Source organism: Chryseobacterium sp. sg2396 (assembly GCF_042610505.1).
Lineage (GTDB): Bacteria > Bacteroidota > Bacteroidia > Flavobacteriales > Weeksellaceae > Chryseobacterium.
Genome location: NZ_JBHGAQ010000001.1, coordinates 100,283 through 126,355, shown reverse-complemented (window position 1 = coordinate 126,355; position 26,073 = coordinate 100,283). Strand labels below are relative to the sequence as shown.

Sequence of the window (26,073 nt, the reverse complement as noted above, 5' to 3'; positions counted from 1 at the left end):
ATTACGAAGACAATTTTCATCAAGATCTAATATTCATCTGGTAACAATAATGTTTGATTCAATTTTTTCAGAAATTATACAAACTGCTTTATCCTTATATTTTGGGCAGGAAGGTCATTATAAATCCCTTCGGGAAGTACCCTTAGACGGAAAAGAGCTTTCTGCTCTTACCGGGCAGGATCCGGATTGGGAAGAAATCATCGTTTTGCTGTTGGCTCTTATGCCACATCTCAATCCTCAGACACTGGATCTGTTTTTTATCCTGAATAAGAATCTCGACCGCCCTTACACCGAATTCGGAGGCTGGAAAGGAAGTTCGCATAAAGGTTTTCTGCCAACCGGAGAAACTGCTGCTTTTTTATTATCTCTTGAGGATCCTCAAAACCGTTTGCGGGTAATGCAGCTATTCGGCAAAGAACACTGGTTTTACAGGCAAAACATTCTGCACCTTGAAGAACAGGGAAAAGGCGAACCTTTCCTCAGCGGAAAACTCTGTGTATCGGAAGAGTTCCTCGCCAAAGTGCTGAAAAATAAAAATTACAAACCGGATTACAGCACAGATTTTCCTGCAAAGTTAATAACCACCCCTCTCGATTGGAATGATCTCATTGTTACCCCCTCTTTAATGACAGAATTGGAAAATATTTCGGGATGGCTTTGCCATGCGCAGGAAATCAGGTCACGCTGGAATCTTGACAAATATATAAAACCAGGTTACCGATGCCTGTTTTACGGTCCTCCGGGAACAGGAAAGACCCTGACAGCATCACTGTTGGGAAAGCAACACGGCATGGATGTTTACCGGATCGACGTGTCCTTAATTACTGCGGCATGTACTGCAGAAACCGAAAAAAATATTGCCCGTATCTTTGACTTTGCCGAGCAAAAGAACTGGATCCTGTTTTTCGATAAAGCTGATAAATTAATGGAAATGAATTCCGAATACGCTTTACAAAACCGCTGGGAAATCAATCAGGAAATAAGGTCTTATCTTCTTCAGCGCATCGAAGATTTTCCCGGAATGATAATCATGGCTATTACCCATCCTAAAGATAATCCTGTAAAGGCGTTTTCCACGAACTTTCAATCGGTCCTGTATTTCCCGATGCCCGACCAGGATACCAGGCTCAGCTTATGGAAGCAGATGATTCCTGACGATTGGCTACAGGAAAACAGGGAAGAATTATTGAGAACTGCTGCTGAGGCCGAAATATCCGGTGGATGTATTGTCAATGTGATCCGTCGTTGTGCTTTGGCTTTATATAAAACCGGTGAAAAACAGCTTACTTCAGATATTTTATTGCAAGCTTTGTCCATTGAAAATCAATCATCTGCATTTAATTCAGAGAAAAGCAGTTCAAAGCTTTCCGATCAGACGCCTTAATACCCCCAGCCACCAATAAAAAAAGGCAAATGAAAAATCCGGCGATGGCAGAATGTACTGAAAAAGATGATTCTGTTGATAAAGAAAAAGCCGGCTATCATAGAAAGCCCATATTCTTTTCTGCTTTTACTCCAGGAGTTGCTGTATTTTAAATATGAAGCTCATCCATACCGCTTATGTATTTACCTGTCTTATTTTAAAGTCTTTTTTTCCTTAGTAGCCGACTATTAAACAATACTCAAAGAGGGGGAAACGTCAGGATTTGAAGCATTTGTAACCAAGGGGCTTTTTAAGGTATATCATACCAATCAAGATGCTGTCGAGCAGATTTTATATTTTGCCATGGAAGGCTGGTGGCTAGCGGATATAGACAGCTTTACGCATCAGCATCCTTCTCAGTTGAACATTGATGCCATTGAGGAAAGTGAAATATTAATTATAAGTAAGAATGATAAAGAATACGCTTATAATCATATACCAGGGATAGAAAAACTTTTCCGGGTAATGACGCAGCGTTTCTATGTGGCCCTGCAGCGTCGTATGATTGAGAACCTGAGCGTACAGTCTGATCAGCGCTATCTTAATTTCATCAAAAAGTATCCTCTGCTGGCGCAAAGGCTTACCGATGTTCACATTGCAGCCTATCTTAGCATCAGCCATGAATTTGTGAGCCGGATACGCCATAAGATTATCCAAAAAAAATTATTATGATTTATTCATATAGTTCAATCTTTTTACGTCCTAACCCGGCTTACCTTTGTCTCCTACTTCACTAAAAAATTACAATATGAATAACGTAGACATTATTAAAAGTACGTATGAAGGCAAAAATTCTGAGGAGAACGGACGCAATCTTGCCCTGTATGCCGACGAAAATATCAGCTGGACCGAAGCGAAAGGTTTCCCTTATGGCGGCACCTATATCGGCCTGGAAGAAATTACCCGAAGTGTTTTCAGCAAGCTCGGAAGTGAATGGGACAATCACAAATTTACTCCCGAAAATTATCAGGCAGACGGTGATCAGGTTGTAGCATACGGAACCTGTAGCGGCACAAGTAATACAACCGGCCGGTACTTTGAAGCAAGGGTAGCACACCTGTGTAAACTTCATAAGAGAAAAATCATTAGTTTCGAACAGTTTGTAGACAGCAAAACAGTGGCAGACGCATATCATTAATTGATAGAGCAATTCAGTAATCAATCGTACTAATTTAATCATACATATATTTATTATGGAAAACCAACAAAAAAACTTCAGAACAGTTCAAGCAGGACCATTGAGCCCTGAAATATTCAATGCATCCGAAGATAGCTTTGGAGTAGCTTCAGTAATTATATCCGGTAAGGAAGATGCTGTATTGGTGGATGCGTAGTTTACACTGGCAGATGCCGAAACAGTGGCACAGAGAATCCGGTCGTCCGAAAAAATCTCAAAGCAATTTATATTTCCCATAATGATCCGGATTTTTATTTCGGGCTTGAGGTATTTAAAAAATATTTCCCGAAAGTAACTGCCTACGCCGTACCTGCAGTAGTTGAAAAAATTAAAGCTTCCTCACAGAAGAAACTGGAAGTATGGGGCGGCCGCCTAGGGGATAAAATCACCAGTAATGTTCTATTGCCGCAGATCCTGAATGGCGACCAGATCGATTTGGAAGGGTATACGCTGAAGGTCATCGGTCTGGAACAGTTTCCTGATAAAATCTTCCTGTGGATTCCGGAAGCGAAGGCTGTAATTGGCGGCATCAATATATTCGGCAATACTTTTAATTTATGGATGGCCGATGCACAGACTGCTTCGGACCGCCAGCAATGGATTGACTTACTGGATAAAATTGCTGAATATGAATCGGCAACCGTTATCCCTGCACATGCCAAAAATTCAGATTCTTTTAATTTAAAATCATTGGTTCACACCAAAGAATATATCAAAAATTATGAAGAGGCACTTCGAACAGCCAAGACTTCAGAAGAATTGGTTCAATCCATCAAAGCAAAATATCCGGATCTTACGTTTGAAACCGGACTGCAATTAGGTGCCAAGGTCAACACCGGAGAAATGAAATGGTAATCCTTCATATAATGTTTTAATGTCAAAATCATTATTACTATTCTTCATACAAAATAATTTTTGTTATCCCGGTAGGCGGAAATCTGTGTAAGAACAAATTTTGAATTTTTGAGTGTTGGGCGTTAATTTGAAGAGGAAAACGCTTTACGTCGACAAATAAATTTAAGGTGAGATCTTTTCTCACCTTTACTCATGATTCACTAAACTTTATGGCAAAAACGCGTGTTTTACCGGTAAGCAATTATAATATTTAGTTTAAAAAATCAATTATTCACTTGCTTCATTTGATTCAGTGAGATAAAGCTTTTCAAACAAAGTTTCCGTAGCGGTAAAGTTAGAAATAAACAAAATTTATTTTTTTTAAAGAGACAGGAGAAAAAATTTTGTTCGTTACAATTTAGAGCCTGTTTAAATTTACCTTTTATATTTTAACATTAAGAATTTAAGGCATTTTAGCTTAAAAAATCAATATGCCGGTTGCCCGGCAATATTCAATTAAATCAATTGAAATCATCGTATTAAAGTGAAGAATAAACAAAGTTTATTTAATTCAGAAAATTAAGAGAAATGACGGAAAGTTCGCTGAATTAAAATTTAAACAGGCTCTTAAACAGGCTCTAAGTTTCCTCTTAAGATCCTGATTATTTTTTCAGCCGGTTGAAAAAGTATTCACTATTTTTAAAGAAATATTTTAGTTTCAGAAAAAGAATCGCTTTAAGCCTTTTTAAATTTCAAGCATTACTGTAAAATCTGTTTTTTAATCTCTTCTTCCGTTGCTAAGCCTAAATGATCCCAAACCATCTTATTATTTTTATACAGTTTTAAAACGGGAAGCGCAGAAACATCCAGTGCTTTGCAAAGTTCCGTATTTTCATCTGCGTTTATCCTTACTACTTTTACTTTATCCTGCATTCCGGCTGCAATTCTTTCAAGATAGGGTTCCATTTTTTTACAGGGAGCACACCATTCTGCATAGAAATCCACCAGAACCGGAGTTCTGCTTTTCAGCAGTTCATGATACCGGGCAAGGCTCATCCCGGCCGACGTTGCAAGCTTAATTTCAGGAAGATTGGCATTTCTCCATTTCATCATTCCGCCCTGCATGTCATAAACTTTTTTGAATCCCATCTCCTGAAGCTTCGCCGCCGCAGCCGTACTTCTGGGCCCACTCATGCAGTAAACGAAAACCGGTTTATTCTTATCCAGGGCTGCTACTTTTCCGGTAAAATCTTCTGCTTTCCAATCGATGTTCAGGGCATCTTTTAGATGTCCGTTACGGAATTCACCGGGTGTTCTTACATCCACCAGCTGAGCATCTTTTGTCTGATTTAATTTCTGTGAAAATTCTATTGCAGGCAGGCTATTTGTATTAATGATTTCCTGCGCATTACCGGATCCCGGAAGCAATAGTAAAAATAGTATAGCGATAAGATTTCTGTACATATTAATTTCCTTTTATCGTAATGAAGTCCAGAATCAGTAGAAGGAATCCGGATTTCCAGCAAAGTTCGGGAAATTTTTCTTAGAAGTAATCAATTCACATGAACAGAAATTATATTCCAGCCCAGCAGATAATAAGTTGACAGGAAATGGAAAATATCTTCGGAAGTAGTTCTTCTCTCAATTTTTCAGCCTGATATGTCTGATTTCCCTGATGCTTGCAATTAAAATATGCTAATTAAAACACCGGAAGTTACGATTAACAGACGGCTTTAAATTAATTACCTCACTACAGCAATCTTATTTTGTAGAATTAATTCTACAAATATGCCATTTCATTTCTACATATCCTGCTGCTACAATCTCCGTCTTTATAAATACTTTTGCAGTGTACTTAAAACAAAGCTGATACAGTAAAGATAAATGATTTTTATTGTATAGTTTTCAGGAAGTCAGGGGTAAGAATTATAATCTGATATCAGAAACAAGATGCTGTTCAGGAATCGGATATATTAATTCAAATATTAATGAATAAACCACCCCTCGTTTATTCAAATTATATTTATTATTTATTGAATTCCAAAGTATTGAAAACACAATGTAAATATATAGCCTGATTTTTACGTCATCTGAATTATCAGGTAAATTATTAAAAAAGTTACGGAAAGCAGAATTATAAATTCACCGCATTCTGTAACTTTTACATTTTAAAGCGGTTTTCAGCGGTCAGTAAGCTCTTTAGCCACTGAAGTTTATGATCTAACTTTCCTGAAAAATGTCAGGGGTATATTGATCAGATAATAAATTGATGTATTATTGTAACAAAATTTCATTTTGTCCAGCAGGCTGTTGCTTTTTGTTTTTATGCTTATCTGTTTGCCTCTGTGCAGTCAGAACTACACTGTTACCCATTACAATACGGATAACGGCCTGCCTCAGAACAGCGTAAAAGATATTGTAAAAGACAGATACGGATTTATATGGCTTACGACGGAAAACGGCGTAGTACGCTATGACGGATCTGTATTTAATATATTTAAAGATTTTCCGATCAATAACCAGCGGTTTACTTTCTTTTACGGCAATGTCCAGAAAGACAGTATATTTACCGGTGCCGGTTACCATACGGTGCTGCTTCATAACAGAACGGCAAAAGTCCTTAAAAGTACGGGACATTTCGGATTCAAATATAAATACGACCATAATCGCAGACTTTCTGAAAGCTACAATTATCATCCTAATCAGGGAAACCCTTTTTATATGATGATGAAAGAAGGGTGTTATTTTATTACCGATTCTTCCGTTATAAACATAAATCCGCTGTCTTCAAAAGAGAAACTTCTTAAAATCAATACAGTATATAAAAAAAGAAGGACAATTTTCACACTTAATGAAAAACTTTTCCATATAGATTATGCATCAGGAAAAGTATATGGCATCGTAAACGGAAGAATTAAGACACAATACGACATTCCTGTCGTAACGGATACAAACAGTACTCTTGTATGGAGCCGGGTCAACAACAGTGTTTTTATTATTAAAGATCAGAAAATATACAGTCTCTCTTTTGAAAAAGGACGTTTCGGCAGCACGCTTATTGCTGATGCAGGCAATATCAATCTTCAGCATTTAACCTGTATTTATTATGATAAAGTATATCAGAAGCTGTATCTGGGAAGCAGCATTGAAGGCCTTACGGTCCTGAGTTTCCACCAGTTTTCTGCAACAAAAGAGAAAAACAGCAGCACTACCGTGTTTTATTCTACCCTCCCTTATGATAATACAAGCATCATAACTCCCAAAGGACAATTATACAATAGGAACGGTATGCTTAGTGACAGGTCATTTACTTCAGACAGTCAGTATTTTATGAATTATGATCCGGATCAAAATATTATCGTACAGGATTCGGGAAGGCTTTATACCTATCTGAAATCATCTTCTTTTTCGGCAAGAAACCTGGCTGTGAAAACCACCAGTACTGTGGTGGATTTTCTATATGATGATAAGCACTATTACACCGTTACCAGGCCTATGTCGAGACAGTTTCTCGGAGGAAGCCTGTACATCTATAAAGACCGGTCTTTTAATACGGTAGAGAGGGTTATCCATCTGGATTCGGAGCCTACCAGACTTTTGATGGCCAACGGCTTCCTGTGGGTAGGTACCATCCACGGTCTTGTTAAAATTTCGCTCAGTACTTTTAAGACAAAAGAAATCGGAACGGAAAAAGATATTTATATAAGGAACATTATCCTTAGCAACGACGGCGATCTCTGGATTACGACGCTGGGAAAAGGATTCTATCTTCTGAAAAATGATGAACTCATCAAAATGCCTTTGGATCCCGATAAAAACTTACTTTCGGCACATACCATACTGGAAGATCAGAAGCATTTTTTCTGGATTCCGACTAATAACGGACTGTACAGAGTGCGTGAACATAATCTTTTGGAATTTGCACGCCATAGAAAAAACGAAGTTCATTATTACCGCTATACGAAAGATGAAGGGTTCAATACCAACGAATTTAATGGCGGCAGCAACATCTGTGGAAACATATTAAAAGACGGAGATTTTGTTCTTCCCTCCCTAAATGGACTTGTATTTTTCAATCCGCTGAAAACAAGAAGTACATATCCGAAAAACTTCTATCTGGAAAGAGCTTTAATAGACGGAAAAGAGATCCGGTTTTCCGAAAAACTAACTGTCGATCAGGAGGTACAGAAAATCGATCTTTTTATTGATATCCCTTATTTTGCAAACCGTAATAATATTGTTATAAAGCTGAACCGTGGATCAGGAGAAGAATGGGAAAATATTGAACAGGGCGCAAAAGTAACTTTGTTTAATCCCTCTTACGGAGATCATCTGTATACTTTCAAAATACTAACTTCAGACAATGAGACGTATGTGTATAAAAAAATACATATCCTGGTTACTCCCTATTTCTATCAGAGAGCATGGTTTAAGGTGTTGTGTATTTTGCTTCTGCTTCTTATTATCATGTGCATTGTAAAGATCAGGACAAGAATTTTAAAGAAAAAAAACCGTCTGCTGGAAGACATTATTGATGCCCGTACAAAAAAGCTTTCCGCTGCCGTGGAAAACCTGGAGAAAACCAAAAGCCAGCTGAATAATGAAATTGAGCAGCAGAAAAAACTTATTGGGACTATCACCCACGATATTGCAACACCCATCAGGTTTATTGCATTTGCTTCCCAGGATATTCTCGAAAATGACCGCAACGATACGGAAAAACTGCAGAAAATTCTCACCTCCATTTCAAAATCTTCCGGCCAGCTTTACAATTTTACCCTGGCCTTAAAAGAATATGCGGATATTTACAACAATTACAGGAGCGATAAAAAGGAATCTTATGCACTCTATGATCTTATAGAAGAAAAAAAAGAGCTTTTCGATCCTATTGCCGGCAACAGCAATACCATCATCAGCAATACGGTGGATCCCGATGCTTATCTGGACATCAACAGAAATACATTATCCGTTATTATTCATAACCTCCTGGACAATGCGGTAAAATTTACGAAAAACGGCAATATCTCAATTGATTCTGAAGTTACCCGTAATACTACGGTTATTATCATTAAAGACAACGGAACCGGCATGAGCCCGTCGCAGATCGAATATTACACCTCTCTTCACAAGAATATTGATAATGAAAAGCTGCTGCTTCAGAAATATGGGATGGGGCTGCATCTGGTCCTGCAGCTGGCTCATATCCTGAGGGCTACAATAGAACTGGAAAATAATACACCTTCCGGTGTTGTTTTCAGAATAATTATTAACAACATAGCAGATGAGTAAAAAAATCCTTATTGCAGACGATCATGATATCGTTTTAACCGGTACAAGCCTTATCCTGGAATCGAAAATAAAAGACATTATAATCGACACGGCAGAAAACTACATCGAAGTTCTCGAAAAAGTCACTTCTCAGCCTTATGACCTGATTATACTGGACATCAACATGCCGGAAAGCAAAAACAAAAAAATGATTTCTGAAATAAAGGAGATCCGGGCAGAAACCAAAATACTGATCTTCTCCGTGCATGATGAATCGGTAGCCCTGCAGTACATCCAGGAAGGCGCCGATGGTTATCTGAACAAGCTTAGCAAAGTGGAGGAGATTGCGGAAGCTGTGAAAAAAATGCTGGAAGAAGGCTATTATTACCCTTTAAAAATCACCCAGTATCTTCTTAAAAATTCCGGTAAGCCACTGCCGGCAAATCCGCTTGAAAAATTATCCGAAAGGGAATATCAGATCCTTACACTGATGGCGAAAGGCGAAGGCAGCCTGGAAATATCCAACATCCTCGATATCCGGATGCCTACGATAAGCACTTATAAAAAAAGGATCTATAAAAAACTGGGAACCAGCAACATAGCAGATCTTATCAAAATATGCGAGAGTTATTCCGGGGATAAAATGTAAAACCGAATACCATTATTGCAATCTAACAGACAGACATGTGTCATTTTTATGAATAGTTATACATTAAATTATTAAATTTACTTTTCACTAGTAATTCAGGGGAATATTATGCTGGCAGAGTATCATTCTTTTTTGCATCTTTTATTTATTGGGATCATTGCGCTTTTTCCGGTAGTTAATCCTATCGGATCTGCATTAATTATCAATCCGTATCTGGCTAAACTTTCGGAGAACCAGAAAAGAAATGCCGTCAGAAAAATTACGGTCTATGCTTTTTTTATCTGTATCGTTTCTTTATTTGCCGGCCATTGGATTCTGGAGCTTTTCGGAATTTCCATCCCGGTGATCCAGGTGGCGGGAGGAATTCTCATCTGCAAGATGGGCTGGGCATCTCTTTCTTCGGATCAGCAGGAAAACAGCGACAAGAATATTACGGAAGAAAAAGATTCTGGAAAATCCGATATTTCAGATCAGCTATTTTATCCGCTTACTTTTCCGATAACCACCGGAGCGGGAACCATCTCCGTACTTTTTACGCTGAGTGCACACAGTGCAGACAAAAACTGGGAAAATTACCTCATCAATACTTCCGCTATTATTCTTGCCATTCTTTTTATGTGCGCTTTGGTATTTTTCTTCTACAGCCATACCAAAAAAATTATAGAAAAGCTGGGTGCCAACGGGCAGAATATTGCCAACCGCATCTTTGCCTTCCTTATTTTCTGTGTCGGACTGGAAATCGCCGTTACAGGTGTAAAAGGCATTTTCCATCAGTTTTGATCCTGTTTCCTATTTTCTAAATTCTTTTAAAACCATGTTCAAAACTGCACGTGAGACCGGACCCCGAAGGCATGAAACGGCCCACGGTCCTTATTATAGGCAGGATTCTTGACATACTGATAATCTAAAGTGACCCATAAAAAGCCCGTCAGTTTTGCATTATAATACATTTCAAGAACAGATTCCCTACCGTAATTCAAATTGCCGTCGCCGATAATGAATCCGTAGCCACCCGCTTTCAGGAAATCCCGGTGATCCTGCGAAATGCCGTTACTGGCAAAGCCTATTCCTACGACATCATCCACACGATTCCAGCCTCTTCCTTTTATAGAAAACCCTGCAGTAATATTTCTGTCGATCTCCGTAAAAGCCCAGGTAGCATATTTTCCGTCATTCCACCCTGCCCTGCCGAAAAATCCGATATCGGCAGTAAGCTGCTGTTCGACATTGAGTCCGAAACCGATCTTTTTTCCTCCGTACATTTTATGTTCTTCCTTCCCGCGGATCACATCAAGCAAAAATGCATCTCCCTTACTGATGGCCTGAAGTCCTTCTTCATAAGAGGGTGCCTGAGATCGGGTATGGCTGGCAATCAGCCGGATTCTCCCGGGAAGTTTACGGATCGAAAAACCGTGTTCCAGCTCCACGGTTTCAGAATGCGCTTTAGAAATATTGTATTCCAAAAGATGAAAATTAGCAATGCGGGGAACCGCGACGCTTGAAAATCTCAACGCCCATTTCGGTTTAATAATTTCCACCACGGCCCCAAAAGTATATCCTCTTGTATTGGCAGGGTAATCCCAAGACCCGTTTGCCCAAATGCTCCAGTTGAAAAACTGAGTGCGCGGATCTTTGCTGTAGGCATTTCCATCAAAAAAATCGGCTACGGCAAACTTTCCCGCACTGATGGTGATCCTGTTGGCAGGAACCCGCTCTGGTACCTGGTTCAGATCATCCTGAAGATATTCATAACCCTCACCCGGCAATGCAATGTGCTGACGGAGGTAAGCCCTGGCAATAAATACCTGAGGCGATACTTCCCCGACCCTATAAGTTTCCCCGTTCAGTGCTCCCGCGACTCCTGTTGCAAAGCTCAGCCCCTTTCCTCCCGACACTTCAGGATTAAAATAAAGCGTAGCTCCCTTCCAAAGCTTCCGCCCGATAAACAGGGTACCTGTAAGGCTGGTGGCCGCCGGCTCCACTCCATTGTCAAGTGAATTATCTCCGCTGTAAGCCGCGGCAAAACCCGAATGCTTCTGAGCAATGACCGTTGACTGAAAATGGGTTGTCCAGCCGGACGACACTGTATCCTTTACTTGTTGGGCAGACCACAGATTACACGCCAGTACGGCTGCCGGTACCAATATCAATATTCTTTTCATAGATGCTCAAAAATGAATATAAATATAATAAATACTATTTACGAAGCCTGGTAACAACAAACATCTTTTTTATGAAAACCGGCAGAAAAATTTTCCGGTTATTTTTAACAGAGAGCAAATCAGCCTGGGCAGTTAAAGAAATATATTTATCGCATATTAAAAAATTTAAGATAAAAATACTTGTCTAAAAAAATATAGGGGATTGGCAGCAAAGTTGTATCTCTTTTTCCGCGTATGGAATTTATTCAGTTAAATCGAAGTGTACGATATACCGGAAGTGATCTTTACAGAAATACCTTCTCAACATTACATCTGAAACAATTAAAATAACATTACATAAAATGAAAGTACTATTTGTAGTTACCTCTCACGATGAACTTGGAAACACAGGAAAAAAAACAGGCTTTTGGGTAGAAGAATTTGCAGCCCCTTATTATTCTTTGAAAGATGCGGGATTCGATATTGTGGTGGCCACTCCAAAGGGCGGACAGGCACCGATTGATCCGAAAAGTGAAGACCCGGACGCGCAGACACCTGCTACAAAGCGCTATTATGAGGATAAGGAAGTACAGGATATTATCGCAAACACTCAAAAATTAAGTGAGCAGAAAGCGGAAGATTATGATGCCGTATTTTATCCTGGAGGACACGGGCCTCTGTGGGATTTGGCCAATGATGAAGATTCCCAAAGCTTAATTCTCGACTTCTACAACAGCAAAAAACCCGTGGCAGCAGTATGCCATGCACCGGGCGTCTTTAAAAACATCAGGTTGGAAAACGGCGAACCATTTGTAAAAGGTAAAAAAGTGACAGGCTTTTCCAATACGGAAGAAGAAGTGGTTCAGCTGACCGATGTCGTTCCTTTTCTCGTGGAAGACGAACTGAAAAATGCCGGAGGTGAGTATTCAAAAACAGATGACTGGGGCGTTCATGTCGTGGAAGACGGACTCCTAATTACAGGACAGAACCCGGCTTCATCCGAAAGTACGGCAGAAAAACTGATGGCGGCACTGAAAAAATAATAAGAAAACATTTATTTTACTTTATTTTAACCGTAAAAGTACAGATAAACAGCTTCTGTAGCTTTTACGGTTAAATTATTCCTGATTATTACAGTTCAATATCATCCAGACTTCGGATCATCCATACCGTACATGAGCCGTGGCCGGAATTACCCAGTGGATTTTCCAGCAGACGGAAGCCTGAGTTTTCATACATCTTTACCGCTTTTGAAAATTCCGGGAGACTTTCCAGGTATATATTTGTGTAACCCATTTCTTTGGCACTGGCAACACTCTGATGCATCAGGCTTTTTCCTAACCCTATTCCCCTTGCTGAGGGGCAAAGGTAAAATTTCACCAGTTCCGCACATCCTTCCGGCAGGCCTTCTGTAGGATAGATGCCGCAACAACCGGAGATAATCCCGTCGATTTCGCCAACCCAAAGTACGGAATTCTCTTTTCTGAATAACGAAAACAAATCTGATGTGGTAGGATCGGAATAAACGGTTCCTTCCTTCGGCGCATCAAATTCCGTAAAAGTATCTTTTATAAGTTCTGCAAGTGCTTCATTGTCTGATTTTTCAACTTTTCTGATGAGTGTCTGCTTCATAATTTTTTAATTCATTCAAAATTAACATAATGTATCCTGATTGACAAAAATTACTGTAAAAACGTTCAACATGCGTGTAAGAAAGTCAATGGATTACAATCGGTATCTTTTGTATTTTAACTGATATCTCTAAGCGAAATAATCTCATGGTCTTCAAAAACAAACTCTGAGATTCCTTTTAATGTAAGCATATTCCCTTTCTTCATTCCATTGGGCAGATCAATAGCCAGAGTTGCCTGGTAACTGATTTCTATGGTTACAACATGGTTGTTGAAGTTCCAGCTGTCAATACGCTGGTGTCTTTCCGAAAAGTAAGCTGTTGCAGCTTCCGCCTGCTTTTTAAAGTTTTCGATCCCTTTAATACTCATGTCAACATTTCCATCGGATATATTTTCAAACAAAATATCTTCGCTCAGATCCCGGCACATTCCTTTAACATCAAAACGGTTATATGCACTGATATAATTCTCGATCACCGTAATATACCGCTCCCTGTTTTCCATTGAAATAAAATTTAAATGTTCCAAAGATAAAAGTAAAGAATTCAACTATAAAAATCTTCTTATTCTCCGTTTTTTACCCGATATTTCCGTTTTAAATGGTAATACCGAAAAAGGACTTTATCGTACCATAAGGCAAACGACAGAATAAGTACCGGAAGCATAAGTGTCTGTAAGGAAAAATACCGGTAAAGCCAACCTCCCGTGATACCTCCTAAAAAGAATCCGCTAATGATCATAAGTTTTAAAAATATACTTCTGAGAAGCATTGCTTTCTGCGGTTTTCCGTGGGTCAGCAGCTGGGAAAGTTCGATGCCCAAATCCGTAAACAGCCCGGTGAGATGCGTTGTTCTTACCACAGACATCGAAACCCGCGTTACCAGTGCATTCTGCAAACCCATAGCAAAAAGCAGTGAAACGGAAATGATTTTTGAGCTAACCGGATTAAGACCGTCGCTGTACAATGAAGAAAGTCCTACTGCAAAAAGAATAACAATTTCAATGGAAACAGGAATTATGTAAGAAGTATGGGATTGCCGTCCTGATGCAAGCTCCATCACCAGCCCGGTTACGAAAGCACCCAGTAAAAAAGCCAGAATGTAAAGCAGAAAAGTAAAAGCCGAAGCATAATTTTCCAGGAAAAACTGCTCTGAAAAATAGGCAAAATGCCCGGTCACATTCGTGGTAAGCGTATGTACCGAAAATACACCGATGATGTTCACCATACCGGCAACGCATGACAGTAATGAAGCTAATTTTAAATTATGCCGATAAGTCCTTCCTTTCCCTTTATGCCTGAACATCAGATTGCTTTATGGAAAAATACGAAATTATGCAGGATCTTTATTGCAAAGTAGTTCCGATTAATTGCCGGAAAATGGAAACTGGAAGTCTATTCTGCCGTTGTCTTCAAACATTAAACAAGGTAAATTTCTAACCCAAATTATAACGGACAGACATTCTAGTTTATTGAATTACAATGTGATTATTTATTTTTCTACACTTAATCTGAAATAAAGGGTTTCATGTTTAATACTGAATAAGCGTTTCAAGATCCGAAGTTTTATCTTCGCGGTAAAAATGACCATGAAATTCGTTAAGCTTCTTGAGCAGTCCGAGTAATGTTTCTTTTTCTTTATTATCCAGCTGGCCGGATAAAAATTTGGATGTTATGTTTACCCGGTCCACGGATTGATGAAATGCCTTTTCGCCTTTTGCGGTAAGGTTCAGCCTTTTGCTTCTTTTGTCTTTTTCATCATTTTTTTCCGACACCATTCCGGATTCCAGCAAACGCTTGATGATCTGCGTACCGGTCTGCTTTTCGTGGCCGTTACGCTCGATCAGCTGCATTTTGGTAAGATTCGGCTCATCCTTTAGCCGGTACAGGTAAGTAAATTCTTCATTGGCAAGCTCCGGAAAATCTTTAAGTCCTCTTCTGATGGCTTGCTTGGAATACCTTCCCAGCAAAAGAACCTGCTTACAGATTTCGTTTTCAGTAAAAAAAACGTCATGCCTTTCATTCCTGAAAAGCTTGGTCGGGCTTTCTTCCCTGTATTTTTTATCATTTAACCATAAACGGAAATCCTCCAATGTAGAATGAGGTTTACAGGCTTCAGAATTTTCAAAATCTTTTACCTGGTGAAGCAGATTAATGAAAAAGTCGGTATTCATAATACAAATTTAATCTAAATAATTAAGAACAATTCAATCTAAAGTTTTACACTGCCCATTCCGCCGTCTATTCCGAAAACCTGTCCGGTAATCCATGAAGCCTGGTCGGATAACAGGAACGCAGCCATCGAAGCAATTTCCCCGGGATTACCTACCCTTTGCAGCGGATGTCTTTTCGCAGAAGCCTCCCTCTTTTCAGGAGTAGACAGCAACTGAGCGGCCAGATGGGTATCTGTAAGAGAAGGAGCAATAGCATTTACCCTTATTTTCTGTGCGGAAAATTCTGCGGCCAGGCTTTTGGTGAGGCCTTCCACTGCATTTTTACTGGCTGCTACCGAAGCATGAAAAGGCATTCCCAGTTTTGCGGCCACAGAGCTGAAGAGGACAATGGAAGCACTGCCTGATTTTTTAAGGTTAGGCAGGAGCTTCTGGATAATTTTTACCGCACCCATTACATTAATTTCAAAATCATTTTTAAAATCATCCGGAGAAAGCCTGTTAAAAGGTTTCAGGTTAATGCTGCCCGGTGCATATACCAAACCGTCCACAACTTCGGGAAAGGGAATTTCGTCCGGGTTTCCCGAGAGAATATCCATCTCATGAAATTCGATATTCGGATGGTTTAGTTCTGAGTTTTCCGTTTTTGAAATTCCTATGATGTGGTGATCTCCGGAAAGGATTTTTGCAGTAGCAAGGCCAATACCTTTGCCACAGCCAATGATGACGATGTTTTTCATATTTATTTTTTTGATGTTATTTTTTAGATCCTTCAATTAAATTTTCATCTTATTGTCAGGCTGAGCCCAGTTTATCATGAGCCAGACGAAGGAAAGCCTTATTTGCTCATTGATGCCTTTTGATAGAAAGTCCGGAAAAGATTCTAATCAATAGTGAAGTCAGCCTTTCAAAATCTTAACCTAAGTCTTAGGCTTAATATTTACCTCAGCCTCTACCTCTTGGAAATTTTATTATTACTAATAGTCCGCTGCCGGCTGCATCTGAATCTTTTAATATCATCATTCCGTTTTTTCAAATGCTTCTGGCTGACTCCCGAATTAACCCGTTTTCTCCAAAGCTTAAAGCTCGATTCTTTAAGTTCGGAACGCATGAGTTCAATCACTTCCGATTCGCTGACCCCAAACTGAAAAAGGATGGCTTCAAAGGGGGTGCGGTCTTCCCAGGCCATTTCGATGATGCGGTCGGTTTGTTGTGTGTTGAAATTTTTATTCATTGTTTTATTTTTATTTGAACGCAAAGCTCACAAAGACTTTTTACTCCTCTTGTTTTTAAGTTCCATAATGCTACTTCGACAGGCTCAGCACAAACTTTTCACTTATAAAAGCGCACTGAGTTTAATTTTAGCTTACATTTTAATCTTAACCTTTACCTCCAACTATTTCTTTTGCGGTCTTCAAATGCTGTTTCTTCTTTTCCTCAGGCATTTTTTCAAAAGTCCGCACCATCATCGACAGCCTCGGATTTTTGAGGAAAAAGTCTTTGTGCTCGTGGATGAAATTCCAGAACAGGGCATCCCACTTCTCTGTCCACTCTCCGGCTGGATAATCACTCATTTTTTTCAGGTAATTGCTTCCGCTGATGTATGGTTTCGTACTCATTTTCCCGCCGTCGGCAAAGCTGCTCATACCGTAGACATTCGGAACCATTACCCAATCGTAGGAATCGATGAACATTTCCATAAACCACTGATAAACCTCAGTAGGATCGAACTGGCAGAGATTCATGAAATTAGCAAAAACCATCAGTCTTTCAATGTGATGGGCATAACCCGTCTTCAGGATTTTTTTCAATGAACTGTCAATCGGGTAAATGCCCGTTTGCGCTGTATAAAAGGTTTCCGGGAGCTTATTGGTATGATTCCAGTAATTTTTATTCCGCTGGTAAGTTCCCTGGTATACATAGACACCACGCACAAATTCACGCCAGCCGAGAATCTGCCGGACAAAACCTTCCAGCGAGTTCACCGGAATATCATCTTCCTCTGCAAAAGCAATAGCTTTCTCCAGAACAATTTCAGCGGTTAACAAACCAACATTCAGCAATGGCGAAAGAACACTGTGATGAAGGAAGTGTTCTTTTTCCACGATACTGTCTTCATATACTCCGAATTCGGCAAAACGGTTTTCAAAAAACAGGACCAGCCATTTTTCAGCTTCCTCAAAAGTGGCAGGATACAGCTGCTCATCCGTCAGGCTCCCGTAGTTATCGGCAAAATATTGTTCCGTATATTCTTTAGCTTCTTTAAAATAGGCATTGTTTACAGGGAAATGAATGGACGGTGCTTTCCGGTTTTTGGGATATTTCTTCCGGTTCTCCGTATCATATGTCCATTTTCCACCCAAAGGTTTCCCGGTTTTCATCAGGATATTCCGTGTAATTCTCTGCTGCTTGTAGAAATCAGTTTGATGATATGATTTTTTATTCTCAAAATATTCCTTTAAATCTTCTCTGGTATTGATGAACAACGGACTGTCCAGGATTTCAAGCTTAATCTTTGTTTCATTTAATCTTTTTTCCAGCCAGTTATCACAGACGTCGGTCGTACGGATGGTTTCAAAGCCTTCTCTTTCAAGTTTCGGAATTAATTTCCTGATATCAGAATATTCGGAATTGCTTTCTATGTACTCCACTTTAAAGCCTTTTTTCTGCAGAAAATCTTCGTAAAACTTCATCGTAGCCCGATGAAACGCTATTTTCTGTTTGTGAAAAGTGTACTGCTTAAAAAACAGGAATTCCTCAACCAGAAAAACCGGGTGATCTTGGTCAAGGTAGTCCGTATCCCCAAAAAGCTGATGTGGAAAAATCAGTTGTGCGGTATGTTTCATTTTTGCAGCCATAACTGTATAAATTCTTGATGAGGGTCGTACATTTCTGCCTGTTTTTCAGGGTTAAAAACCCGGTCTCTGTTATCATTTCCTACACCGGCAAGGTACATCCAGTTGCCGTAATTGCTATGTACATCATAATCGATCAGCAATTCTTCAAAATACGCTGCACCAATCCGCCAGTCCTGTTTCAGGATTTTACAGAAATAAGAAGCAACGTTCTGTCTTCCCCGGTTACTCATCCATCCGGTATTTTTCAATTCAAGCATATTTGCATTGATAAAATCCGAATCTGTGGTTCCTTCTTTCCATTGACGGATGAGTTCCTCATCATTTTCTGAAATATATGGTTTATTGCTGATCCCGTTTTTCCGGAAAATCAGGTCTTTGTATTCCATCGAAATATATCTGAAAAAATCCCTCCACAACAGTTCAAAAACCAGCCAGTAGGTAGATTCATTGCTGCCGAATTCCTGTTCGTACTTTTTAATTTCATGATAAACGCTCACCGCAGAGAGGCTCCCGTCGGCAAGCCATGCGGAAAATTTAGAGCTGTAATCCGTTCCGATCAAACCGTTTCTTGTTTCTTTGTAATTACTGAGGTGCCGGGTCTCCGAAAAATAGGATTCCATTCTTTTCAGGGCTTCGCTTTCTCCGCCCCGGAAAGGAAATGCGGTTTTTAGATCCGTTTCAGGTTCTTCATATCCCAGCAACCCAAGAGTAACATTATCACATCGAACTTCGATACCGGATTTATCATACACCAGATTTTCAGAAGTAAACTCCGGCCGGATCAACAGGTTTTTCTCAATTTTCTGCCTGAAAGCCGTAAACAGCATCGGCACTTTATCCATGGTTTTAGAAACGAATAAGGGGTGAACCAGAAACTGCGAATACGATTTTTCCCATTCCGCTGACGGCAGTACATTCCTGATTTCAATCTCACGATCCGTTTCTTCTTTCGTCCATTCCTGCTGGCAGAAGATCTTCACGATATCAAAGCGTTCTGCCAGTTCGCTGAATACATCTCCGGTTTTCCCTTTCTTTATGAGAAAAGGAATATTCTTCTTTTTTAAATTTTCCTTAAGATCATTTACCGTTTCCAGCAGGAATTTTGCTCTGTACCTCCCTGTTTTCAGGCTTCCAGACTCTAAGCTGCTGAAATCACGGTCATCAAAAATATATACGGCAACAAAAGGCTGCCCTTCCTGCATCGCGTTGTACAAAGATTCCGAGTCCCGTGTTCTCAGGTCTTTGGTAAATCTGACGATATTGATTTTTTGTTTTTCCGACATCTTTCGCTGCAGTATTTGACTTCGTCCCAGTTTTTCTTCCATTTTTTACGCCAGTTGAATGGCAATCCGCAGACTTCGCAGATTTTGGAGGCTAATCCCGACGGCATATTAAGGGTTTATAAAATTTCTAAAGTTATTGATCCTGATATCTTTTGCTTTCAGGTCGTGCATCATATTGTACAGTCCGAAGAACGTGCGGTTCAGGTAGATGAAATGCCGTGATCCGCGGTTGGTATTCATCCCTTTCATATCGCTGATTTTGGAATAACGCTGCCCCAGATCTGCAATTTCCCTAAAAAATCCTTCATCTGAAAAATCGAATTTATCCTGATTGAATGGCCTGGTGAATAACTCCAGCAGCTCATAAAATAGCTTAGCAAAAAACTCCGTTTCCTGAGGCGTATCTTCTTTACGCAAAATCTCCAGGGTATACAGTTTTTCCCGGAATATTTCAGGATTTTTCAGGTTTTCTTCTTTGGCAAGTTCAAAATACGGGACATAAAAGTCTTCCGGAATTTCTTTGATACATCCAAAATCGATCACCAAAAGCTGACGGCCGTCCGAAATCAGGAAATTTCCGGGATGAGGATCGGCATGTACTTTCTTCAGGATGTGCATCTGGTACATATAAAAATCCCAAAGCGTCTGCCCTATGGTATTCAGCTCATCCTGAGTATTTTCTTTTTTGGTGAATTCCGAAAAGTGAATTCCCGACATCCAGTCCATGGTGATGATCTTCTCGCAGGAATATTCGGGATAATAGGCGGGAAACTTTACATTCGGAAGATGGCTGCAGGCGGATGCGAACAACTGACTGCGTTTCAGCTCGAGGTTATAATCGGTTTCTTCAAACAGCTTGTCTTCCACTTCCTGAAAATAAGACTCCGACCCTTCCTTTTTGATATTGAACATCTTCATTGCAATAGGTTTTACCATCTTCAGGTCGCTGGAAATGCTTTCCCTAACGCCGGGATACTGGATTTTTACCGCCAGGTTCTTATCGCTTTTTTTGGCTTTATGAACCTGCCCGATGCTTGCTGCATTAATAGATTCCGCAGAAAATTCATCAAAAATTTCTTCCGGATTTTTCCCGAAATATTTTCTGAAGGTTTTTTTTACCAAGGCTCCCGATAACGGCGGAACGGAAAACTGTGAAAGTGAAAATTTTTCCACATATTCCACCGGAAGGATATTTTTTTCCATACTCAGCATCTGGGCAACTTTTAAGGCGGAACCTTTCAGTTCTTTTAAAGAGTCGTAGATATCCGCTGCGTTGTCTTCATTCAGGATCTTACGGGCTTCCTCTTCATCTTTTGTAATTTTGTTCCCATAGTATTTCAGGTAATTGACACCGACCTTTGCTCCTGCTTTCAGAAGGCTGCCGGTCCTTTCAATTTTTCCTGTGGGAATTTTATCTAATGTTTTCATTTTTAAATTTCAGGTGTTTGGTGGCCTTAAATAAATTTAGGCTAAAGCCAAATTGAATTATTCTTTTTTAAACGGGCTGAAGCCCGTTCCTATTGATTCATTTTTCCACTATCGGAATTTCTCTTTCCAAAGGAATTTTCCGAGGTCGATCACTTTTCTCAGCGGTTCATTATCCATCAGCTCAAAACCGGTATCCATCGTTTTTTCGATAAAAATATCGGTCTTTTCAAAATCCGGCGACGTATCTTTTTTCCAGAATTCGATAGCTGAAACCAAATGCAGCCAAAGAGTTTCCTGTCTGGCTTTTTCATTGAATCTCCTGATATCCTGCTTCGCCTTTTCAATCATTTCCCATTCGTTGAAATCCAGGGTATTGATAAACTGCCGGTGTGTCTCCCGCAGATTCTGAAGTGCTATTATACTTTTCTGTTTTGTTGTTCCCAGGATAGACAACACCAGGGAGCGGTTCATGGTGAGGTTTTCAAAGAAAATGAAATAAACATTCAAGAGTTTCTCCTTAGAAGAGACCGTTGCCGGGGAGTTAACTTCTTCAGCTAATTCAAGGGATTTTCTGAACAGATGATCCAGCATTTCTTTTTCAACCTGATCGAATCCCGAGAAGAAATGATAAAATTCTTTTTCCTCAAATCCGTTTTCTTTGGCAAAAAGATAAACGTTCTTAGGCCGCTGACCATGATTCAGAAGATAATCTCCGTAGAGTTCAAATATTTTTTCCTGTGTGATAGGCGTATGTTCTTCCATGATAGAATTTATTTATCAACAAATTTAGTAATTAATTTTATTTTAAATTAAAATAAAGTATAAATTTGTACTATATAAACCATTTAATTTTTAAATTATGTTGACGATACAGGCACAATCGAACATTCCTACCGACTTCGGAACATTCAGTGTTTATGCATTTTCCGAACACGAGGATAACTGGAATCCGCATTTGGTATGGGTTGCAGAAAATACGGATTTCAGCAGAACCGTAAACGTCCGTTTCCATTCGGAGTGCATTACCGGTGAAGTCTTCCATTCCAGGAAATGTGAATGCGGACAGCAGCTGGATGCTGCGATGAAGTATATGTCGGAAAACGGCGGGATGATCATTTATCTCCGGCAGGAAGGCCGCAACATCGGTATCATCAATAAACTGAGAGCCTATGCTTTGCAGGAAAAAGGGTTCGATACGGTAGAAGCCAACCTGAAACTGGGATTGCCGGCAGATGGCCGTGACTTTGGGGTTGCTGTGGAAATGCTGAATCTTCTGAACGTAAAAGAAATCAATCTGATGACCAATAATCCTGAAAAGCTGAAATCCCTGGAGAACAGCGGGATTATGCTGAATCAGAGAATTCCTTTGGAAATTGAATCCAATGAAACCAATGAAGAATATCTCAGCAAAAAGAAAGATTATTTCGGACATCTGCTGGAAAAGGTATAATTTTCTCATTAGCTGAAAAAAGAATCCGGATGATCTCTTTTGTTGATGTAGGCCAATGGTTGCAAAACAACAAATCCCTGAATTCCGGCTAACCAATCCGAATCTTATGAAAAAAATTCTGCTCACCGGGGCTACCGGCTATATCGGCAAACGGATGATTAACGTTATTGCAGCACAGGGTTACCAGGTGATCTGCTGCTGCAGGGATGCCGGACGTTTTTCGAAAAGCGTGGATATCGAAGATGCCCAGATCGAAGTAGTGGAAGTAGATTTCCTGAAACCCGAAACCCTGCAAAAAATTCCCAAGGATATTTCGGGGGCGTACTATCTGATGCATTCCATGAGCAACAGCAATGATTATGCGGATTCCGAAAAACAGTGTGCCCTTAATTTTTCTCGATTTATCGAAAAAACAGATTGTGAACATATCATCTACCTGTCGGGTCTGGTAAACGAAAAACAATTATCGGAACATCTGAGTTCACGTTTTGAAGTGGAAAAGATCCTGATGCAGTGTAAAGTTCCGGCTACGGTTCTCCGGGCAGGCATTATTATCGGGTCCGGAAGCGCTTCATTCGAGATCATCCGCGATCTGGTAGAGAAGCTCCCGGTAATGGTTGCCCCGAAATGGCTTCATACGAAATGCCAGCCCATCGGCATCGCTAATGTGCTGGATTTTTTGATCTTTACTTTGTTTAAAAAGCAGGCTTACCGGAGAAATTTTGATATCGGCTGCGACAATGTGCTTACTTATAAAGAAATGCTGCTGGAGTTTGCGAGAATCCGCGGACTGCAACGAACAATCATTACCTTGCCGGTTATGACGCCAAAACTGTCATCTTACTGGCTGTATTTCATTACTTCCACATCCTATAATCTTGCCAAGGCATTGGTCGGAAGTATGAAGATCGAAGTAGTTTGCAGACCGGAAAGCCTTAAAGAAATAAAAGAAATTACCGGTGTACAGCCTTTTTCTTATGATACGGCGATCCGCAGGACGCTTGCTAAAATCCAGGACAACGAGATCGCATCAAGCTGGAAAGACAGTTTTATCAGCAGCCGCAGCGATTCGAGCCTGAAAGATTATCTTGATGTTCCTAAGTACGGATGTTTTACCGATCTTCGTTCCGCTGAATACGACGATAGGGAGAGATGCCTGGACCGGGTTTTTGCCTTAGGGGGAGCCAACGGATGGTACGGACAGAGCCTGTGGAAGATCCGTGGTTTTATGGATCTGCTCGTAGGCGGGCCTGGGCTGAGAAGAGGCCGTACAAATCCTACGCAGCTTCACGAAGGCGATGCGCTGGATTTCTGGCGTGTGCTGCATGCTGATAAAAAAGAAGGTAAACTCATCCTTTTTGCCGAAATGAAACTTCCGGGCGAAGCATGGCTCATGTTTAAAGTACATAAGGGCAAACTCTGGCAGAAAGCGGTTTTCCGCCCGCACGGACTCAGCGGAAGATTGTATTGGTATTCTGTTCTCCCGTTTCACGGGATTATTTTCAAAGGAATGGTGAAGAAACTGGCGAATCCGGGATAAAATATAACGCTTACCTATTGTTTTTAATTTTATGTTTTGATTTGAAATTTACTGTTAATATTTCATTTTTGCCATTCATATTTAATTTTTATTCAATCCAACAATTAAATGTGAACCGATTATATAAATATTTAACATTTATTTAAAACAACATATTAACATCCTTAAAATTTAAATTATCCACTGATTGTCAAACACTTACAATAAAATAATAATTATTCTCCTCATATACAGCTTTTTTTAGGACTTAAAAATACTTATAATAATATATTCACTTTCAATTCTTTAATTAAATCACCATGTAAAGAATAAATAACATCTATCGTGTATCGTTTTTTGTAAAAAAAATTTTGTTACATTTGCTTGAGGGTAATAAATAACGCACCAGGCGTTTTCATGTATTCCTGAAATTTGATTGTAAAAACATTAAAAAGCTTATGAAAAAAATAGTTCTACTCTTTATGTGCCTGTTTGGAATTTCAGCTTTTGCGCAGATCAAGGTGCTGAAGAATGAGACTCTTGTAGAAATCGGTAAAGACAATTCCGTAGGTTTATATAAAAAAGACGACCGGTTCACGATTAATTACCAGGATCTGAATACGGCCAACCTCAATACCTTCCGTTCTTTTTCTTTCCAGAATCTTAATAAAGACGTTTCAGGCCTCTATGAGCTGATTGCCAACGGATTCATCGATACTCCTGAAAGCAATATCGTTCTTGAACTTCCGAACGATATTATTGAACTTCATTTTGAAAAAAACTACGGCACGCCAACGGTTCAGTTTATCCAGTACATTAATAAAAACAGAAAATACGTAGGCAAATCCCAGTTCCTGAATAAGAAACAGATCGATAAAATCTTCGGGAAAACAAGCGGAAAATCTGCGCTGTACGAAAAAACGGCGGCGGCGAACAACATTCACCACAACAATATGAATTATCAGCAGCCCGTTGGCCAGGCATCTCCGGCAACACCTGCTCCCAATGAGAACAGGAAGCCCAGAAAATAAATCAAACATTTTGAAATATTACCCAACTCATTCATCCGGATGAGTTTTTTTATTTTATTTTTGCAAAAAGATCGTTACGAAATTATGTCTCTTCAAATAAATAATTTAACCAAAAAATTCGGTGAGCAGACTGCTCTGAACACTATTAATATCTCTATTGAAAACAATGAGATTATCGGTCTTCTGGGGCCTAACGGAGCCGGTAAATCCACCTTAATGAAATCCATTGTCGGTGCCCTGAAAATTGACGAAGGGGAAATTATTTTTAACGGACAAAACATCACCGATCACGAAATTGAAACCAAGAAAAAAATCGGTTTTCTTCCGGAAAACAATCCGCTTTATCTTGAAATGTACGTGAAGGAATACCTGCAGTTTGTGGCCAACATCCATAAAATACCGGAAACAAGAGTTGATGAAGTAATAGAACTTGTAGGCATCACCCCGGAGAAGTCGAAGAAAATAGGCCAGCTTTCCAAAGGGTACAAACAAAGGGTCGGCCTGGCCCAGGCCATTATACACCAGCCGGATCTGCTCATCCTTGATGAACCGACAAACGGGCTCGATCCCAACCAGATTATCGAAATCCGGAATGTGGTAAAAGAAATCGGCCAGCAGAAAACGGTCCTGCTTTCTACGCACATCATGCAGGAAGTAGAGGCTTTATGCTCCCGTGTGATCCTGATCCACAAAGGCAACATTCTCCAGGACTGCCCCATCGGCGAATTTAAAGGAAAATTTGAAAGCCTTGAGGAGGCTTTTGCAAGTTATACGGCTTAAATTAAATTGATGGAAGATGGGTGCCGGGAAGTATCTGTAATTAAGATATTCTACGAGTCCTGAGATTAAATGCTTTTTTTATTTGGCAAAAAAATCTTATTGAGATTTTAATTATTTTTAAGTTCTTACGTTTGCCTGATCTAAACTTTTGAAAGCAAATAAATATTATCGTCTTCAATTACAACAAACCTCACAGGTTTTTGAAACCTGTGAGGTTTTAGAAACAAACATTCTTTTAAAATGCCGGTTTCCGGTGTATTATTTCTGTAGTCTTTATATTTTCCGTTATTTCATTCTTAATTAAAAGTCTGTAAAGATTTGTCAGCTGAAAAATCAGAATAAGATTGATTATCATGATTTCATAATAGCCGGTCGACTTTTTCTTATGAGCTTTATTGCTGATCTGAAGGAAGACGAAAATAAGAAAACAAA

The 26,073-nt window shown here is 39.7% G+C and carries 27 protein-coding genes; 13 read left to right on the top strand and 14 right to left on the bottom strand.

The genetic code is table 11. From position 1 onward, the window contains the following. Positions 1-49 precede the first annotated feature (49 nt). From ACED20_RS00585 to ACED20_RS00570, 4 genes are all read left to right on the top strand, one after another. The gene (locus tag ACED20_RS00585) at positions 50-1,384 is read left to right on the top strand and encodes an ATP-binding protein (RefSeq protein ID WP_294236950.1); all 1,335 of its coding nucleotides are present in this window, start codon (positions 50-52) and stop codon (positions 1,382-1,384) included. 29 nt (positions 1,385-1,413) lie between these two features. After that, positions 1,414-1,536 carry a hypothetical protein gene (locus tag ACED20_RS00580; protein ID WP_294224397.1) on the top strand — a complete coding sequence of 41 codons (123 nt, stop codon included), beginning with the start codon at positions 1,414-1,416 and terminating at the stop codon, positions 1,534-1,536. 82 nt (positions 1,537-1,618) lie between these two features. Next, positions 1,619-2,095: a Crp/Fnr family transcriptional regulator gene (locus ACED20_RS00575; RefSeq protein WP_378103312.1), complete on the top strand. Its 477-nt coding sequence runs from the start codon at positions 1,619-1,621 to the stop codon at positions 2,093-2,095. A 76-nt stretch (positions 2,096-2,171) separates the two neighbouring features. Continuing rightward, the gene (locus ACED20_RS00570; protein ID WP_294236947.1) at positions 2,172-2,561 is read left to right on the top strand and encodes a nuclear transport factor 2 family protein; all 390 of its coding nucleotides are present in this window, start codon (positions 2,172-2,174) and stop codon (positions 2,559-2,561) included. Positions 2,562-2,648: 87 nt separating this feature from the next. On the opposite strand, the gene ACED20_RS00565 is transcribed toward ACED20_RS00570, so the two are convergent. Next, a complete protein-coding gene (locus tag ACED20_RS00565) occupies positions 2,649-2,837 on the bottom strand; it encodes a hypothetical protein (RefSeq protein WP_294236944.1) in 189 nt (62 codons plus the stop codon). A gap of 165 nt (positions 2,838-3,002) precedes the next feature. Here ACED20_RS00565 and ACED20_RS00560 point away from each other — a divergent pair, with 165 nt between their 5' ends. Continuing rightward, positions 3,003-3,455: a hypothetical protein gene (locus tag ACED20_RS00560; RefSeq protein WP_294236941.1), complete on the top strand. Its 453-nt coding sequence runs from the start codon at positions 3,003-3,005 to the stop codon at positions 3,453-3,455. Between the two features lie 738 nt (positions 3,456-4,193). On the opposite strand, the gene ACED20_RS00555 is transcribed toward ACED20_RS00560, so the two are convergent. Further along, on the bottom strand, positions 4,194-4,898 hold the full coding sequence (locus ACED20_RS00555) for a thioredoxin domain-containing protein (protein ID WP_378103266.1): 705 nt from the start codon (positions 4,896-4,898) through the stop codon (positions 4,194-4,196). An 861-nt stretch (positions 4,899-5,759) separates the two neighbouring features. Between ACED20_RS00555 and ACED20_RS00550 the strand changes: the two genes are divergently transcribed. The 3 genes from ACED20_RS00550 to ACED20_RS00540 all read left to right on the top strand — a co-directional run bounded on the left by ACED20_RS00550 (position 5,760) and on the right by ACED20_RS00540 (position 10,131). After that, on the top strand, positions 5,760-8,723 hold the full coding sequence (locus ACED20_RS00550; RefSeq protein WP_378103265.1) for a sensor histidine kinase: 2,964 nt from the start codon (positions 5,760-5,762) through the stop codon (positions 8,721-8,723). After that, the gene (locus ACED20_RS00545; protein ID WP_294199370.1) at positions 8,716-9,351 is read left to right on the top strand and encodes a response regulator transcription factor; all 636 of its coding nucleotides are present in this window, start codon (positions 8,716-8,718) and stop codon (positions 9,349-9,351) included. Before ACED20_RS00550 ends, ACED20_RS00545 begins: the two co-directional genes overlap by 8 nt. Before the next feature lie 108 nt (positions 9,352-9,459). Then, on the top strand, positions 9,460-10,131 hold the full coding sequence (locus tag ACED20_RS00540) for a MarC family protein (RefSeq protein WP_294224421.1): 672 nt from the start codon (positions 9,460-9,462) through the stop codon (positions 10,129-10,131). Between the two features lie 38 nt (positions 10,132-10,169). Here ACED20_RS00540 and ACED20_RS00535 read toward each other — a convergent pair whose 3' ends face one another. Beyond that, positions 10,170-11,513: a carbohydrate porin gene (locus ACED20_RS00535; RefSeq protein WP_378103264.1), complete on the bottom strand. Its 1,344-nt coding sequence runs from the start codon at positions 11,511-11,513 to the stop codon at positions 10,170-10,172. A gap of 341 nt (positions 11,514-11,854) precedes the next feature. Here ACED20_RS00535 and ACED20_RS00530 point away from each other — a divergent pair, with 341 nt between their 5' ends. After that, a complete protein-coding gene (locus ACED20_RS00530) occupies positions 11,855-12,535 on the top strand; it encodes a type 1 glutamine amidotransferase domain-containing protein (protein ID WP_378103263.1) in 681 nt (226 codons plus the stop codon). 88 nt (positions 12,536-12,623) lie between these two features. Here the strand turns inward: ACED20_RS00530 and ACED20_RS00525 are convergent, their stop codons facing one another. The 11 genes from ACED20_RS00525 to ACED20_RS00475 all read right to left on the bottom strand — a co-directional run bounded on the left by ACED20_RS00525 (position 12,624) and on the right by ACED20_RS00475 (position 21,623). After that, entirely contained in the window at positions 12,624-13,124 is a 501-nt protein-coding gene (locus ACED20_RS00525; protein WP_294199366.1) for a GNAT family N-acetyltransferase, read from the bottom strand. A 116-nt stretch (positions 13,125-13,240) separates the two neighbouring features. Next, complete coding sequence (locus ACED20_RS00520) at positions 13,241-13,627, bottom strand: nuclear transport factor 2 family protein (RefSeq protein ID WP_378103262.1); 387 nt, start codon at positions 13,625-13,627, stop codon at positions 13,241-13,243. 59 nt (positions 13,628-13,686) lie between these two features. Then, positions 13,687-14,427, bottom strand: coding sequence for a YoaK family protein (locus ACED20_RS00515; RefSeq protein ID WP_294236929.1), 741 nt, complete (start codon positions 14,425-14,427; stop codon positions 13,687-13,689). A 226-nt stretch (positions 14,428-14,653) separates the two neighbouring features. Next, positions 14,654-15,295, bottom strand: a complete 642-nt coding sequence (locus ACED20_RS00510) for a MarR family winged helix-turn-helix transcriptional regulator (RefSeq protein ID WP_294224432.1) — start codon at positions 15,293-15,295, stop codon at positions 14,654-14,656. Between the two features lie 38 nt (positions 15,296-15,333). Next, on the bottom strand, positions 15,334-16,032 hold the full coding sequence (locus ACED20_RS00505; RefSeq protein ID WP_294224435.1) for an SDR family NAD(P)-dependent oxidoreductase: 699 nt from the start codon (positions 16,030-16,032) through the stop codon (positions 15,334-15,336). Positions 16,033-16,244: 212 nt separating this feature from the next. After that, positions 16,245-16,526, bottom strand: a complete 282-nt coding sequence (locus tag ACED20_RS00500) for a TIGR03643 family protein (protein WP_294224438.1) — start codon at positions 16,524-16,526, stop codon at positions 16,245-16,247. A gap of 145 nt (positions 16,527-16,671) precedes the next feature. Then, positions 16,672-18,150, bottom strand: coding sequence for a cryptochrome/photolyase family protein (locus ACED20_RS00495; protein ID WP_378103261.1), 1,479 nt, complete (start codon positions 18,148-18,150; stop codon positions 16,672-16,674). After that, complete coding sequence (locus tag ACED20_RS00490; protein ID WP_378103260.1) at positions 18,135-19,433, bottom strand: DASH family cryptochrome; 1,299 nt, start codon at positions 19,431-19,433, stop codon at positions 18,135-18,137. Before ACED20_RS00490 ends, ACED20_RS00495 begins: the two co-directional genes overlap by 16 nt. Further along, entirely contained in the window at positions 19,385-19,540 is a 156-nt protein-coding gene (locus ACED20_RS00485; protein WP_294199358.1) for a DUF2256 domain-containing protein, read from the bottom strand. Before ACED20_RS00485 ends, ACED20_RS00490 begins: the two co-directional genes overlap by 49 nt. Position 19,541: 1 nt before the next feature. After that, on the bottom strand, positions 19,542-20,861 hold the full coding sequence (locus ACED20_RS00480) for an AarF/ABC1/UbiB kinase family protein (protein WP_294265203.1): 1,320 nt from the start codon (positions 20,859-20,861) through the stop codon (positions 19,542-19,544). A gap of 108 nt (positions 20,862-20,969) precedes the next feature. Then, entirely contained in the window at positions 20,970-21,623 is a 654-nt protein-coding gene (locus tag ACED20_RS00475) for a TetR family transcriptional regulator C-terminal domain-containing protein (RefSeq protein WP_294230808.1), read from the bottom strand. Between the two features lie 97 nt (positions 21,624-21,720). Here ACED20_RS00475 and ribA point away from each other — a divergent pair, with 97 nt between their 5' ends. From ribA to ACED20_RS00455, 4 genes are all read left to right on the top strand, one after another. After that, complete coding sequence (ribA, locus tag ACED20_RS00470; protein ID WP_294236917.1) at positions 21,721-22,311, top strand: GTP cyclohydrolase II; 591 nt, start codon at positions 21,721-21,723, stop codon at positions 22,309-22,311. A 106-nt stretch (positions 22,312-22,417) separates the two neighbouring features. After that, complete coding sequence (locus ACED20_RS00465; RefSeq protein WP_378103259.1) at positions 22,418-23,851, top strand: SDR family oxidoreductase; 1,434 nt, start codon at positions 22,418-22,420, stop codon at positions 23,849-23,851. Between the two features lie 437 nt (positions 23,852-24,288). Beyond that, positions 24,289-24,861, top strand: a complete 573-nt coding sequence (locus ACED20_RS00460; RefSeq protein WP_294236913.1) for a hypothetical protein — start codon at positions 24,289-24,291, stop codon at positions 24,859-24,861. 84 nt (positions 24,862-24,945) lie between these two features. Then, positions 24,946-25,641: an ABC transporter ATP-binding protein gene (locus tag ACED20_RS00455; RefSeq protein ID WP_294236910.1), complete on the top strand. Its 696-nt coding sequence runs from the start codon at positions 24,946-24,948 to the stop codon at positions 25,639-25,641. Positions 25,642-26,073: the final 432 nt, after the last annotated feature.

Coding starts and splice junctions, on each gene's coding strand:
- ACED20_RS00585 (WP_294236950.1), top strand. CDS start 50: ATGTTTGATTCAATTTTTTCAGAAATTATACAAACTGCTTTATCCTTA.
- ACED20_RS00580 (WP_294224397.1), top strand. CDS start 1,414: ATGAAAAATCCGGCGATGGCAGAATGTACTGAAAAAGATGATTCTGTT.
- ACED20_RS00570 (WP_294236947.1), top strand. CDS start 2,172: ATGAATAACGTAGACATTATTAAAAGTACGTATGAAGGCAAAAATTCT.
- ACED20_RS00565 (WP_294236944.1), bottom strand. CDS start 2,837: ATGGGAAATATAAATTGCTTTGAGATTTTTTCGGACGACCGGATTCTC.
- ACED20_RS00555 (WP_378103266.1), bottom strand. CDS start 4,898: ATGTACAGAAATCTTATCGCTATACTATTTTTACTATTGCTTCCGGGA.
- ACED20_RS00550 (WP_378103265.1), top strand. CDS start 5,760: ATGCTTATCTGTTTGCCTCTGTGCAGTCAGAACTACACTGTTACCCAT.
- ACED20_RS00545 (WP_294199370.1), top strand. CDS start 8,716: ATGAGTAAAAAAATCCTTATTGCAGACGATCATGATATCGTTTTAACC.
- ACED20_RS00540 (WP_294224421.1), top strand. CDS start 9,460: ATGCTGGCAGAGTATCATTCTTTTTTGCATCTTTTATTTATTGGGATC.
- ACED20_RS00535 (WP_378103264.1), bottom strand. CDS start 11,513: ATGAAAAGAATATTGATATTGGTACCGGCAGCCGTACTGGCGTGTAAT.
- ACED20_RS00530 (WP_378103263.1), top strand. CDS start 11,855: ATGAAAGTACTATTTGTAGTTACCTCTCACGATGAACTTGGAAACACA.
- ACED20_RS00525 (WP_294199366.1), bottom strand. CDS start 13,124: ATGAAGCAGACACTCATCAGAAAAGTTGAAAAATCAGACAATGAAGCA.
- ACED20_RS00520 (WP_378103262.1), bottom strand. CDS start 13,627: ATGGAAAACAGGGAGCGGTATATTACGGTGATCGAGAATTATATCAGT.
- ACED20_RS00515 (WP_294236929.1), bottom strand. CDS start 14,427: ATGTTCAGGCATAAAGGGAAAGGAAGGACTTATCGGCATAATTTAAAA.
- ACED20_RS00510 (WP_294224432.1), bottom strand. CDS start 15,295: ATGAATACCGACTTTTTCATTAATCTGCTTCACCAGGTAAAAGATTTT.
- ACED20_RS00505 (WP_294224435.1), bottom strand. CDS start 16,032: ATGAAAAACATCGTCATCATTGGCTGTGGCAAAGGTATTGGCCTTGCT.
- ACED20_RS00500 (WP_294224438.1), bottom strand. CDS start 16,526: ATGAATAAAAATTTCAACACACAACAAACCGACCGCATCATCGAAATG.
- ACED20_RS00495 (WP_378103261.1), bottom strand. CDS start 18,150: ATGGCTGCAAAAATGAAACATACCGCACAACTGATTTTTCCACATCAG.
- ACED20_RS00490 (WP_378103260.1), bottom strand. CDS start 19,433: ATGTCGGAAAAACAAAAAATCAATATCGTCAGATTTACCAAAGACCTG.
- ACED20_RS00485 (WP_294199358.1), bottom strand. CDS start 19,540: ATGCCGTCGGGATTAGCCTCCAAAATCTGCGAAGTCTGCGGATTGCCA.
- ACED20_RS00480 (WP_294265203.1), bottom strand. CDS start 20,861: ATGAAAACATTAGATAAAATTCCCACAGGAAAAATTGAAAGGACCGGC.
- ACED20_RS00475 (WP_294230808.1), bottom strand. CDS start 21,623: ATGGAAGAACATACGCCTATCACACAGGAAAAAATATTTGAACTCTAC.
- ribA (WP_294236917.1), top strand. CDS start 21,721: ATGTTGACGATACAGGCACAATCGAACATTCCTACCGACTTCGGAACA.
- ACED20_RS00465 (WP_378103259.1), top strand. CDS start 22,418: ATGAAAAAAATTCTGCTCACCGGGGCTACCGGCTATATCGGCAAACGG.
- ACED20_RS00460 (WP_294236913.1), top strand. CDS start 24,289: ATGAAAAAAATAGTTCTACTCTTTATGTGCCTGTTTGGAATTTCAGCT.
- ACED20_RS00455 (WP_294236910.1), top strand. CDS start 24,946: ATGTCTCTTCAAATAAATAATTTAACCAAAAAATTCGGTGAGCAGACT.